At 34.6% G+C, this 13,946-nt stretch carries 12 protein-coding genes; 2 read left to right on the top strand and 10 right to left on the bottom strand.

Features of this window, described 5'->3' with window-relative positions:
- Positions 1–82: 82 nt before the first annotated feature.
- Positions 83–763: a GNAT family N-acetyltransferase gene (locus Q8X41_RS14020; protein ID WP_397540274.1), complete on the bottom strand. Its 681-nt coding sequence runs from the start codon at positions 761–763 to the stop codon at positions 83–85.
- A gap of 15 nt (positions 764–778) precedes the next feature.
- Positions 779–1,888, bottom strand: a complete 1,110-nt coding sequence (locus tag Q8X41_RS14015) for a mandelate racemase/muconate lactonizing enzyme family protein (protein ID WP_397536886.1) — start codon at positions 1,886–1,888, stop codon at positions 779–781.
- Positions 1,889–1,987: 99 nt separating this feature from the next.
- Between Q8X41_RS14015 and Q8X41_RS14010 the strand changes: the two genes are divergently transcribed.
- Positions 1,988–3,232, top strand: coding sequence for a hypothetical protein (locus Q8X41_RS14010; protein ID WP_397536885.1), 1,245 nt, complete (start codon positions 1,988–1,990; stop codon positions 3,230–3,232).
- Between the two features lie 79 nt (positions 3,233–3,311).
- On the opposite strand, the gene nhaC is transcribed toward Q8X41_RS14010, so the two are convergent.
- From nhaC to Q8X41_RS13995, 3 genes are all read right to left on the bottom strand, one after another.
- Positions 3,312–4,757: a Na+/H+ antiporter NhaC gene (nhaC, locus tag Q8X41_RS14005; protein ID WP_397536884.1), complete on the bottom strand. Its 1,446-nt coding sequence runs from the start codon at positions 4,755–4,757 to the stop codon at positions 3,312–3,314.
- A 243-nt stretch (positions 4,758–5,000) separates the two neighbouring features.
- Positions 5,001–6,095, bottom strand: a complete 1,095-nt coding sequence (locus tag Q8X41_RS14000; protein WP_397536883.1) for an amidohydrolase — start codon at positions 6,093–6,095, stop codon at positions 5,001–5,003.
- Between the two features lie 154 nt (positions 6,096–6,249).
- Positions 6,250–6,384 carry a hypothetical protein gene (locus Q8X41_RS13995; RefSeq protein ID WP_397536882.1) on the bottom strand — a complete coding sequence of 45 codons (135 nt, stop codon included), beginning with the start codon at positions 6,382–6,384 and terminating at the stop codon, positions 6,250–6,252.
- A 143-nt stretch (positions 6,385–6,527) separates the two neighbouring features.
- Between Q8X41_RS13995 and Q8X41_RS13990 the strand changes: the two genes are divergently transcribed.
- Positions 6,528–6,809, top strand: coding sequence for a hypothetical protein (locus Q8X41_RS13990; RefSeq protein WP_397536881.1), 282 nt, complete (start codon positions 6,528–6,530; stop codon positions 6,807–6,809).
- Between the two features lie 11 nt (positions 6,810–6,820).
- On the opposite strand, the gene Q8X41_RS13985 is transcribed toward Q8X41_RS13990, so the two are convergent.
- The 5 genes from Q8X41_RS13985 to Q8X41_RS13965 form a co-directional block, all read right to left on the bottom strand.
- The gene (locus Q8X41_RS13985; RefSeq protein WP_397536880.1) at positions 6,821–8,458 is read right to left on the bottom strand and encodes a hypothetical protein; all 1,638 of its coding nucleotides are present in this window, start codon (positions 8,456–8,458) and stop codon (positions 6,821–6,823) included.
- On the bottom strand, positions 8,445–9,245 hold the full coding sequence (locus Q8X41_RS13980) for an ABC transporter ATP-binding protein (RefSeq protein WP_397540273.1): 801 nt from the start codon (positions 9,243–9,245) through the stop codon (positions 8,445–8,447). Before Q8X41_RS13980 ends, Q8X41_RS13985 begins: the two co-directional genes overlap by 14 nt.
- 177 nt (positions 9,246–9,422) lie before the next feature.
- Positions 9,423–11,969, bottom strand: coding sequence for a bifunctional lysylphosphatidylglycerol flippase/synthetase MprF (gene mprF, locus Q8X41_RS13975; RefSeq protein ID WP_397536879.1), 2,547 nt, complete (start codon positions 11,967–11,969; stop codon positions 9,423–9,425).
- 184 nt (positions 11,970–12,153) lie between these two features.
- A complete protein-coding gene (locus Q8X41_RS13970; protein WP_397536878.1) occupies positions 12,154–12,954 on the bottom strand; it encodes a LysM peptidoglycan-binding domain-containing protein in 801 nt (266 codons plus the stop codon).
- Positions 12,955–13,541: 587 nt separating this feature from the next.
- Positions 13,542–13,910: a helix-turn-helix domain-containing protein gene (locus Q8X41_RS13965; protein ID WP_397536877.1), complete on the bottom strand. Its 369-nt coding sequence runs from the start codon at positions 13,908–13,910 to the stop codon at positions 13,542–13,544.
- Between the last annotated feature and the right edge of the window lie 36 nt (positions 13,911–13,946).

Genomic DNA, 13,946 nt, shown 5'->3' with positions numbered 1-13,946 from the left:
GTAACTTGTTTTGGCGAATCATTCATCTTTAAAGAGGCACCGCATAGTCGAAAAATCTCACTAATGCGATGCCCCTATTTTATTATCTTCTATAAGAAATAAACCACTGACCATCTTGTTCAAACATATCCGTTCCAAGAAAGTCTTCTTTTAATAATTGCTGCTGCCCCGTTGTATCAGACATTAATAAGGCTCTGGCTTCTGTAAAAGTAGGCTTTTCCTCATTTAAATTTTTGTAGAAAATATAGCGAAGTTTATTGCCATATTTTTCTTTTAAACCTGCTACGAGTAGCCCTTGAGAAAACTTATCTTTCAAGCTTGGGATATTTAGTGGTTTTACTGTAGCACAAATATAATCAAAACGGCTTAAATCGATTTGATCCATAATAATTTGGGCCATCTTTTTTTGCAAGCCATAGCCACGATATCTTGGTGATACATTTGAAATCTCTTGATAGAGTACACGTGACAGTTTTTCCTCAGGAATATCACAATCTCTTCCTAAATGTTCATCATCAATAATCGGCTCAAGTAATGCTCGAAATGCGATCAATTCATCATCTACATATACTCCAATCATTAAACCATGATCATTTAAAATATAGCTGAATTCCTCTTCGCTAAGAGGTTGCAATGTATTTTTATCAGGTAATGCAGCACATACCTCAGCTTGTAATTTTTCAAGTTGCGGTATATGGGGCATTGTTAATATTTCAACAGTATATGGTGTTGAACCTAGCAAACCCTCTGCAATAGTAGTCATCATATTACTTCCCTTCTAGCGAACAATGCATGAATGTCGGCAAAGTTCTTGTATCACATTTTCATCTACATCAATACCTAATCCAGGTCGTTCATTTAAGCAAATAAATGGGACATCATAGTGAAGGTTTCCAACATCTTTAGAGAATTTTAGTGGCCCTGTTAATTCGACGCTCTTCATAATCTTTTTCGAAAATGCTACGTGGAAGCCTGCTGCTGAACCGATTGATGATTCAACCATAGAGCCTACTTGGCACTCAATCCCCGCCATTTCTGCCATATTCGCAAGTTTCATAGCCGGATAAATACCACCACATTTCATCAATTTGATATTCACTTTATCGGCTGCACGTTTTGCGATAATTTCACGCATTTCTTTTGCACCGTGTAATGCTTCATCAATCATCAATGTCACATCTGTTTTAGACTTTACTTCAACCATTGCATCGATATCATCTGCATCTACTGGTTGTTCTAGCCAATCCAAGTTGACGTCACGTAATGCCCGTAAACCTTTTAAAGTAGTAGAAGCATTATGCCAGCCTTGGTTGACATCTACACGAATATCGATATCTTCTCCAACTTTTTCACGTACCGCTTGAATTCTTTCTACATCTTTCATGACTTCTGTACCGACCTTCATTTTAAATGAACGATAACCCATTGCGACACGTTCAGCAGCTTCGTTTGCCATTTTTTCAGGAGTTCCAATACTTAACACATGGGTAATTGGAAATTTCTCGTGATAGCGGCCACCAATTAATTGATAAACAGGGACATTTAACTTCTTACCTGCTATATCGAAACAAGCGATGTCGATTGCTGCTTTAGCTGCAGGTACTTGATAAACGGTTTTATCCATCAATTCATGAATTTTCTCAAAGCCAAGAGGATCATGACCAATTACTGCTGGTGCTAATTGATGTTTTAAGACCATATAAGTACTTTCCCATGTTTCCCCCGTTACATGCTCGTCGGGTACTGCTTCTCCGTAACCAATAATCCCTTCATCGGTTGTCATTTTCACAATAATAGAAGGCATTGTGTCATAAGTATCGTAACTAATTATAAACGGTTCAATTAAGGGTAATTCAATTGCATAAATTTCCACTTCGGTTATTTTCATAATCTCCCACTCTTTTCTTTACAAAATTATTTTCTCTTGATATAGTTGTCGTTAAATAGTCGCTATTAATGATAAAAAAATAATAAAGGAATCGATGTAATGTCTACTAAAATTGCAGTCATTAGTTCTCTTGCTTTTAGAGATCGTTTAATAAGTATCGCACAAGAAGTTGAGAATATCCAATTAGAATTTTACATCTATAAGACTCCAGATGAAACACCTATGTTAATGAAACAAATAAAACCTTGTGATGTATTATTATTATCTGGTACATTGCCTTATTTATACGCAAAGCCATTATTACCTAGCTGGCCAATTCCATGGACATATTTACAACAAGAAGAGTTTGCTATATCTACATCAATATTATCAGTATTAGCAAATAATAACTTGCCACTTTCAAAAATATCAATTGATGTGATGAATATGCAACACGTACAAAATATTGTAAATGATATTCATTATGAAGGGCCATTACCATTTATACAAGAAATTCATATCGACAAACCATTCGATCATATTTTCCGTCATCATAAACAATTATGGCAAGATGAAAAAATTGGCTTTGTTATTACAAGTATTCACAGTGTTTATGATGCACTTACTGCGGAAGGAATTCCGGCGATGCGAATGCATGATTCGAATAGCTCTATCAAACGTCGTTTGGAGCAAACAAAAGCATTATCGAAAATGACAAAGTCAGAATCTGCAAAAGCAGCTGTAGGCGTACTAGAATTTCTTGAATCCATAGAAGATTATCAACTTGTTTTACAACGAATTGTAGCAACTACACATGCATCCTACCAAAAGATTGATGACAAACATTTTGAATTATTTACTACATTTGGCCATATCCAAAATGCTTTTCACCACAATCTATTAGAGTCATTTTTTAACATCAGTAAACATCCAATAAAACTAACATTCGGTTATGGCGTATCCATTTTAGAGGCACAAAAAAATGCAAGACAAGCATTAAAATTCGCAACACCCAATTCTGTTTTCATTATGAATGAAAACAAAGAATTGCAAGGACCGTTTCCTAAAGACCCTACTACGTTATCCTTGCAAACAAAGGATCCCTATGTGCTGCGAATGGCAAAAGAAACTAAGTTGAGCCCGCTTAACATTTCCAAGATTATGGCTTTTAGCGTCTCCAGACAATCTTTACAATTTACTGCTCTCGATTTAGCAGAATACTTACAAGTTACTCGTAGAACAACTGAACGTATTTTAAAAAAATTGGTGGAACACGGCTATGCTAAAGTAGTCGGTGAAGAAATGTCGTATCAACAAGGAAGGCCACGTGCTATTTACGAACTTAATTTCTCAACTTATCACTAAATGATTTTGAAAATTAGTAGATAAGGCTGGCTTAAAAGTCGTTTTTACACTTTTTAACCAGCCCTTTCGACATTGACCATTAAACCGGTACTGAAGATAAATTCTCTTCCGTTTCTGAATTACTTTCTTCATTTTTTAATGCTTCTATTTCTTCAGGCGATAGTTTTACAATCGTAAATCCTGTGTAAGCATATATAATCGAAATGATTGGAACCGTATAGTTTAAAATAGCATAAGGTGCATATTCTGTTGCACTAACCCCTAAAGTAGCAAGTATAAATACACCACAAGTATTCCATGGGAAAAATACCGATGAAAGCGTCCCCCCATCTTCTAAAGCACGAGACAAATTCTTTGAATTTAACCCGCGTTTTTTATAGACATTGACAAACATACGAGATGGAACAACGATAGAAATATATTGTTCTGAACAAGTAGCATTTGTTGTAATACATGAAGCAATTGTTGCTGCAATTAGACTTCCCGTCGATTTTGCGGCTTTAACTACTAAATTCATCATGGAATTTAACATACCAGAAAACTCTAGTATCCCTCCAAATGTCATTGCTACAATGGTCATAGAAACAGTGAACATCATCGAATCTAAACCACCACGGTTAAATAAATTATCCACCATTTCATTGCCCGTTTGAATTTTAAATCCTTCTTGCAATGCATTAACAGCTGTAGAAACCGATCCGCCTTGAATAAATATTTGAGATAGTAAACCAAGAATAATACCAATAATCAAGGCTGGAACTGCTGGTACCTTTTTAGCAACTAAAACAATAACAATGACGGGTACAAGTAACAACCAAGGACTAATGACAAAGCTATCCTTCATGATTTGTAATGTTGTTTGAATCTCTTTTGTATCCATCCCTACATTAGCAAATCTTCTACCTAACCATGCAAAGACACTGAGAGAAATAATTAGAGCGGGTATCGTTGTATAAAACATATGCTTAACATGATCAAATAAATCTGTATTTGTTAAACCTGCTGCAAGGTTTGTTGTATCTGATAGTGGTGACATTTTATCACCAAAATAGGAACCTGAAATAACTGCTCCTGCAATCATTGGTGCAGGAATTCCCATACTCAAACCAATCCCCATACCTGCAACACCAATTGTTGCCATTGTAGACCAAGAACTTCCTATAGCTAAAGATACAATCGAACAAATAAGTAAAATCGTTACAAGGAACCATGCTGGCGAAATCATTTTTAAACCATAGTAAATCATCGTTGCAACAACACCCCCACCAATCCATGCTCCAATGGTTAATCCAACAAGCATAATAATCACAATAGCAGGAAGTGCTAATTTAATTCCCTTATACATCATTTCTTCAATTTCAGTCCATTTGTATCCGTGTTTCCAAGTTACAATTGCTGCTACAATGGTACCTACAATTAATGGTACATGCGGACTTTGCTCTAAAACAACCACCGTAACAAGCATCGTAATAATCATTATGGTAAAAGTAAATATTGCCCATCCTGCACTGATTTCTTTTTTCATCCTCTCATCTCCTTTTAATTTTCTGAATAGTCGTTATATTGTCGTTAATATGAATATTTTATAGTTTACTAGTTTATTAGTCAATCTCGCACTTCCAACACATGCGAAATAATTCATTCGTTTCCAAAGAAAGAAAACGCTTACAATAATTAATAACTAAACTTCTTCAGTATGAATAATTATTCTTTTACACAAATAAAAACCCACCTAACAACTATCGTTAGATGGGTTCAATCAAAATAATTAAGGTTTTTTAACTAATACAGTCGCTAATATTTTTGACGCATCCAGCAATGCTTCATGATTGAATGTCATTTTAGGGTGATGTAACCCTGGTGCTAGATTCGCACCTATCCCAATCATTGTTGCTTTTAACTCAGGTTTTTTGACAGTATAGAAATGGAAATCATCACTTCCAGGTGTAATTACATGGGGAGCCAAATGTTCTTTCCCCACTGTTTCAATAATGGCTTGTTCTGCCATTTTTGCTGCTTCGTCTGAAACTTCAGCCCCTGGTGTATAATCAACCCATTTCCAGCCTAACTCGATTTTGAATTGTTGTTTAATTGCTTCTATACCTTGCTCAATCGTTTCTCGGAGCTCATTAAGGACAGCATTTTTCTGTGCACGAATATCCATCGTAAAGGTTGCAGCGCCAGGGATAATATTCATACTTCCCCCATCTGCTACAATCTTTGTAAGCTTTGCAGAATGCGGCTCAAATGGTGAAACATAGATGCTTTTGATCATTTGATGAATCGCCATCACAACATCGATCGCGTTTTGTCCTTGATGTGGACGCGCACCATGAGCATCTGTGCCACGTACTTCTCCTTCAAGGAAAATTGCCGAACCGTGATGAATTGCTGGTGATACTTCACCCATTTTCAATTCCTCAATTGGTCTTAGATGTACACCAAATAGATGGGATACCCCATCCACAGCACCATGTTCAAATGCAGCAACCGCACCATTTCCTTGTTCTTCAGCGGGTTGGAAAATAAAACGCACTTTATGTGCTAACGGTTGATCCTTCAATCGTAATAATGCACCGAGTACCATCGACATATTGGCATCATGACCGCATGAATGGTTAGCTTTCCACTCGCCATCCACTTCTTGCCATAATGCATCAATGTCTGCACGGACTGCGACAATTCCCTCCCCTTCCCCAATCTCAGCAACAAGGCCGGGCACGTCACCGAATAATCGATAGGAAATATGTAGATCATCTAAAATACTCGCAATTTTCTTCGTTGTTTCATGCTCTTTCCAACTAATCTCTGGATGTTCATGAAAATAATCGAACCATTCTAAAATTTGTTCATCAACTGTCATTTTTCATACACCTCATTTGACTTACATCATACTGCAAAATTAGCTTTTTTCCAATATCCGCTTTATATGAAGCCTAACGTCTTATTCTTCATTCAATATCAATAGCATTCTTTAACAGCAAAAAAATACAGCCCACTTCGGCTGTATCAACTTTTTATAGCTCTGTAAAAAACCCCTCTGGATATTGTTCCATTTCATAAGGTTGCAATTCAGGGTACTTATTTTCACCTGTTGTCTGAAAATCATATTCTTCATCCAATAAATATGTTTCAAATTTTGACGGTTTCATCTGTTTCCCCTCCCTAACTTGATTGAATATTCTGATTTTTTAATCTTACATTATATCTGAAAGAAATTCAACTAAAACGAAACTTTTTCGTCTATAATTTTGTATATAATTAAATATATTCCAGTTTAGAGAGGTGATTAACATTGCAATTTGTCGTAATAATCGTATTCCTAGCTTTAGCAGCAAATGTTATTAAAGTCATTGTAAAAAATAAAAATAAACGTTTAGAAATCGAACATTCCATATTAAAAGATGAGATCAAATTAGAGGAAATGAAGCAAAAAAATTATATACTTGAAACCGAAAAACTCAGATTAGAACTAAAACAAGTCCAAGGAATCTCCTCTACAAAAGATGGGCTTCTAAATCTAAAACCGATTGAGCCAGATCCACAATTAGAGCCAAATCCTATTCAATTCAAGTAAAGTCAAGAATACTATGCATTCTTGACTTTTCTATTTCCAAAAGAATACTTCCATCCCCCAAAAATTACACCGATTAATAGTACTGCATAAAAAGCTAATCCATATTGTAAATGGCTTAACCCTAGATGCACTAACACTAAAATTCCCAATAATAACATCGAACCTAATAACCTAATTGTACCGGTATCTTGTGTTGCTTCAAGAGAGCTTGAAAATGGATAACGCTCTTTACTACCCATTACATAGGAAATCCATAATAATAAAACGGATATCAGTAGCATAATACCTATGCTAGGCAATATTCCCCACGAAAAAATAGCTACAAAGAGGCTACTGACAACGATAAATAATGGCAAAAATAGCTTCACATAACAAGCCTTTAATGTTGCACTATAGAAAATTCGATCATCCGCTACAGGTGATACTCTGTAAATCCAGTAGCTCTTATATTTATCAGAGAACTTTAATAGATGAACTATTGAAGGAAGCATGATCATCGTAAAATATAAAACCATCACACTACCATTTTCTTGAATTGCTTTTAATGAAAATGAGCGTGATGTATTAAATAATAAGACAAACGGCATAACTAGCGAAAACCCTATTTGTGGATATGCCTTCAGTTTAAATGAACGTTCCCTACTCATCATCAACGAAGCAAAATTGAAAAATACTCGTTCTTGTGGATTGCTGCATAATATCTTTGACCAAAAATTTGCCCATATATGTATTTTTCCTCTTTGTCTTGAAGAATCACTTAATAACTTTGATAGATTACGTTCGAAAGTAGGCATTAGTTTTACATATAGAACGATGGATAATATCGGCATTAAAATACCAAGAATACTTAATAGCAACAACTTTCCTGACCAAACTCGATGCAAAACCATTTCCATAAACGCAGAATACCAAAGGGGTGGTAGGAAAACATGCCACCATGCAAATTGATAAGTCACTGCAACTTGAGTTAGCTCAAATGAACGAGCCATAAATTGATAACCGACCATAATAGCAACAGTTAAGATAATCTGTACATAATTAATCAGGTCTTTTAACTTTTCGCCACTAAAGAATCGTAAAATAAATAAATATATTAATGCTGTTAATACGACGATAAAACAGTTTAATAGAGCTGCCATCACCATAAACAACACACCAAAAAGTATACCAAAACGGATGGACCCAACTACCAGTGGTACGATAATAAGGGCGCAATTAAGCATAGATAGGTAAATAACGATATGCATGATTTTCGCAGCATTTAATGTACGGTTATTGATTGGCTTAGGCTGCAGTATATTTTTATCCCTTATATCTAAAAGCACTGCTGAAAAATCGGAGACCATTGCCGTCATTGCAATAAACATTAAAACCGTGAAGGCTATTCCCATAGAAAACATATATTGCGAGGGGAAAAATAGAAATGGAGTCATTCCTAATGCACCATATAATACGTAGATCCACAGTGAACGTAAAAACTGATTCTTCCCATTCTTAGGCTTTTGTGAATTGAACATAGCTGGTGTACGACGTGTATCCATCGTTAACTTCAACTGTAGAATTCTACGCATCGATGTATAGTCGATATCAAACCGTTCAAAAAGAACTCTAAAAAGATCCATTACCTTTAAAGATTTATAATCCTTCATCGACATGCCCACCTTTTACAACTGAAACAAAACGTTCTGCTATCGCCTCTTGTTCATTAAACCCAGTCATCTCGTTGAAAATCTCTTCTAATGTTCCTTCTTCACTTTGCTCCTGCAACTCTTCAAACGATCCATCTGCTACAACTTGCCCACCATTTAATAACACAATTCGATCACTGATTTTCTCTACAACCTCCATAATATGAGATGAGTAAAAAATCGTCTTCCCCTGCTCTGCAAGTTTTGCTAAAATTTCCTTTACGATTAATACACTATTCGCATCTAAACCGCTTAATGGCTCATCGTAAAATAATAAATCTGGGTTGTGTAGCAAGCTGGAAGTGATTAACACCTTTTGACGCATTCCCTTTGAAAAAGAGGATAGACGTTGGTGAAAGGCATGATCTAAACCAAATTCCTGTAATAGTTTTAATGCCTTTTCTTCTGACTCCTTATGACCTAAGCCATACATTTCTCCGGTAAAGGTTAAAAATTCACAAGCAGTTAGTTGATCATAAATCTCTGCTGTTTCCGGTACATAGCCAATACGTTTTTTATATGTATAATCCCCACTCGCTAAATCTTGACCAAAGATTTCAATTTTCCCTTCATAGCCTTCTACTAAGCCAAGCATCAGTTTAACGGTTGTACTTTTACCCGCGCCATTTGGACCGATATAACCGATGATTTGCCCCTTTCCGACCGTTAAGTTAATCCCATTTAATACTTGCTTATTACCAAAGGACATTTTCACATCTTCTAAACGTAAAATGACATCTTGCAAAATCTACACCTCTTCCTTTTTTCAACTTAATACAATATTTTTTTATAAAAACCAAACTTTTCGTTTTACATATATTCAATATTTTTCAATTTATGCATTATTAGTTTAACATAACGTTGACGATTGCAGTTTGATTTGATGTTTAAACTTTCGAGCCTAAATAAAAAAGAACCCAGTTTCCTAGGTTCTTCTTCTCGATAGTTTTGCTTCAGATACTTGTTCTCTCATCGTTGAATATTTATTATCACCAATCAGCATCATAATTTGCAAAATTGTAAATGGAAGAAAAACTCTCTTACGATAAGCAAGATATTTGGGCTGCCAGTCATTTGCAAACTTTTCTTTAAAACTTTGGACATCTCGGAAATTATAATAATCCTGTCCATCTACTAATATTTGAGTCCCAATTTTTTCATTTATGCCAGCAAAACGTGAAACACCCACTTGAGATAATGGCGTCATACCTACATTTAACCGCTTAAACCCTTGATCTTTAGATGCTGAGAAAATAGTTAAGAATAAATAGTCCATCGCATTATCGGGTAGTTCTCCTTTTTTAGAACGCATCAAATCAATTGTTACCGTACACTCTTCATCATAAAGAGGAATAAGATTAGCAAAGGCTACAATTTCAAAATTATTATCTCTCAACACAGCAAGAGGTGTAAATTGTAAATAGTCCTCTTTAAAATAACCAAGCGAGAAACCTTTTTCCTTTCGATTATCGAGCCATTCATCTGAAATACTCCGTAACTGATTCAGTATTTCTGCAGAATAAGGGGGATGTAATATTTCACATGAATAGCCTTCTTTATGAAAGACTTCATTTACTTCTTTTTGTAAATCGATATATCCTTCTTCTCCAAGTTTGAAAAAGCGATAACCGTATCCATGTAAGTACGGCACAAATTGATCGCTAATTTCATAGAAAATAGGTGTGTATCCATAAGAATCTGCAAAAGCTATAAATTCTTCAATAGCTTCTTCGAAATCTTCCTTTTCCCCAACTAGATCTCCAAGCACGACAAGTTTATCTGCAATTTCTTGATAAGGGAATAGAACCGTTTTTTTCTTATTCCAATACACATACTTATCATGAAGGAAAATTAAATGAGATAATTCCTTACCGCCATACTTATTAAGATGTAGAAAAATTTCCTCCTCATAGTCTAATGAAGATATCTTGTTATACTGCGTAACTTTACGCAAAGAAACTTCGAAAATTACTACTATTATGATCACGATCAGACCCATAAATGCACTTTTAAATAAATCCTCTGAATCTGTTGTCAAAAATGGTTTTAGCTTTTCTGGAATAGAGTATTTTACATATGGGTTCGTGAATAAACCAATAATTATATAAAGCAACAAAATAACTAGAATAATAATTGTATTTAAAATACTACGTCCCCATGTCACAATATAACTTTCTCGATAAAATCGACCACGTGATAAAAATAATAAACCCGCTACAAATAGCATAAACAGTGCTTGCTTATATTGAATCCCTTTGATAATAAAAAGTGCCGATGCAAAGATTAAAACAAATACGGTCATACGATAAGAGCTTTTGTCTTTATATGAGATACCATTTGATAATGCGAGTAACACAAAGCCTGTCGCAACTGCTAATTGATGCGAAATACTTACAATAGGAAATGCCATTAATTCTTTCGCATATCGAATACGCTCAATGGCTCCAGGAGCTACTGATGAAACAAGAAGTACAAGTCCAGCCAAAAACACAAGCGCAGTTGCTAATATATGGCTCGTTTTCTCCAAAAAGAATCTGGGAATTGCATTAAAACCTACATTGAATTTCCCCCATAATTCACGAATAAATAGCACAAGTCCAGCTAAAAATGGGATGACAAAGTAACCAATTCTATAAAATAACAACAGAACTAAAATGGATTCATTTGGAATTTGCAAGCTTTGAGCTCCCCATATAAACACCAAATCAAATGATCCAAGGCCTCCAGGAATCATACTCACTATCCCTGCACATGAAGCAACAATAAAAATCGGAATAATATTTGCAATACTAATTGGAACATGTAACATATACACTAATATCATCATAAATGTAAATGCGCCAAGCCACTCTAAAATAGAAACACCTAACAAAGCGACGTCACCCAATACCTGGCGATTAGTCGTCGTTCCTTTAATCGATTGCACAATTGCCTTTACAATAAGAAATGGTACATATAAACCGATAACCCCTGCTGCAACAACTAATATTTTATGATCTTTAAACATAGGAAAATCCCGATAGAAAATAGGCAAAATCCAAGTGAAAAGTGAAATTCCTGCAAGATAAAATAATGTGACAGACGCAATCGTTTTGAAAAAAGTGGTACTATCCACTTCTTTCTTCTTAAAATAGTGAGTTCGTAATAATACTCCGACAAGACCTCCAAATCCAATCAGATTCGAAAAAGAATTAATAATTAATGATTCTTTCATTAAACGTCTTAATGGTCTTTGTAGCTTTAATTTTTTAATAATAAAATAATCGTAGAAAAACATAGGAAATACAAGTATTAGAGGAATTACAGCCATTAATGTGACTGTTCTGACATCTAAGGATTCTAATTTATTAGCAATTTCGCGACCATTAACATTTCCTAAAATCTTACCGATTTCATGAATTGCAAAAATCATCAACAAAATTGGTAAAATAATTTTTAGCCATTGAACAAGCGTCGATTTATTGATTTTCATCCACATCCACCTAATTTTCTAATCTTCATATATTCTACTATACAATTATGACAACATTTATGCAGTTAACATTGCTTAATTTCATCATTTTTTCAAAATAAAATAAAAAAACGCCCTTAATGATTTTCACATTAAGAGCGTTTCATATCAATCTGAGAGCTTATATCCATAAGTTATTATTTACTTAATCTAATACTTTAATGGTAACTGTACGTACGCCCCAGCTATTAGCTTGGCTATTATTAGGCATCAACAAATCAATTCTATTTCCCTTGATTGCACCACCAGTATCACCAGCAATTGCTGTACCGTAACCTTCAACCCATACTTTTGAACCCAATGGAATAACTCTAGGGTCAACTGCTATAACTTTCATATTCGGATTTGCTTTTACATTAATACCTGTTGCAGTTACACCTGAACATCCGGCACAATTTGGTGTATATGCTGTTGCTGTAACTGTCATTGTCTTTCCTGACGATTGTTGTGCAGACTGACTAGTTGATGGCTGTGTATTAGTCGTTTGTTTATTAGTTGTTTGTGTGTTTGTTGCTTGTGTATTTGTTTCTTGTGTTTTAGCTGGTGTTTGATTGTTTGAATCAGAAGCGACTTTCACATTCTGTGAATCTCCTGATAACGCAAGTGATTGACCTACATAGATTAGATCACTAGTAAGATTATTATTAGCTTTTAAATCTTCAATAGAGACCCCTGTTTCTTTTGAAATCTTAAATAAAGTGTCACCTTTTTTAATAGTATATGTTTTAGCTTTAGAGCTAACTTCTAGCTGTTGTGAAGGAACTATAACGTCTGATTTTAATTCGTTCCATTTTTTCAAATCTTGAACGGATACATCTTGGTCTTGAGAGATATCCCAAAGTGTATCACCTTTTTCCACTTTGTAACTAGCAGCTGATGCTTGAGTTGTCAAAGCTGCTGTTCCTATTGCGAAAACACCTGCTAGTGCAATTAAATATTTTTTCATCGTTTAAAAACGACCTCCTTTGTACTAACACGACTAACTTTACCATCATCACATGTCATAACTATTTCTAATCGATGTACACCCTGTGACAATCGTGTTACATTCTTTGCCAATTTTCTGACATTTAATACATGATGTTTAATATTTTTTTTGAGATATTTTCATAGCTATTGATATGACTGGGTTAGCAACGCGTGGAATATATTAACTTTTACGCGAAAAAATTTAGTATATTTTTTACAAAGAAAGAGATGATTTCAATAAACGTCCTAAAATATTTTTATTTCAAGTTAAAAATCGGATAAAATCATGTTAAAAAACTGCTTTTTCACCCTGAAATATTACAAAAAATTTTCTTTATTATGGTAATATTCCTATTTTAAAGGATTAATCGTCATAATAGACTACAATGTTCTTTTATTTCACCAAAGATAGTTTCTTCTACAAGAAATAGAAAAAGGAGTTATGCAAAAGAAAATCTTTTGCATAACTCCTCACGAATAAATTATTATAACGGTATCAGTCCAGTATCTAATTAGAAACGAAAAACTTCGCTCTATTTACTATTAAAATTATCAATTCTACTTCTATAATGATACTTCTTTTTGCAATGCTTTTAATTCAGCTAAAGTATAAAGTTCCCATAAATCCTTTTTATCCAGTTCATGTAATAAAACACTCAACTCATTTAAAATAGCATTGCGCTTTTTAGGAAACACCTTTTCCCCTTTTGAAGGCGTTTCATCAAGCATATTAAGCAACAATTCGTCAGCTGATACTTGTAGAATATTGCTAAGCTTGACAATCCAGCTAGCAGACGGTACACTTTCGCCCATTTCCCAACTTTTGATACGGCTTGCGGATGTACCAATGGCTTTTCCTAACGATAGCATTGAATACCCATTTTGAATACGTAACTCTTTTAACTTTTCACCAAAATCTTGTGGATTAAACATTCGCCATCTCTCCCTTGTGTTTGTCAGACTGATGTC

Origin of the sequence: Rummeliibacillus pycnus, from assembly GCF_044359855.1 — a bacterium.
In the GTDB taxonomy this organism is placed as follows: domain Bacteria; phylum Bacillota; class Bacilli; order Bacillales_A; family Planococcaceae; genus Rummeliibacillus; species Rummeliibacillus pycnus_A.
The sequence above is the reverse complement of the archived record's forward strand: the minus strand, read 5'-3'. Positions and strand labels throughout refer to the sequence as shown.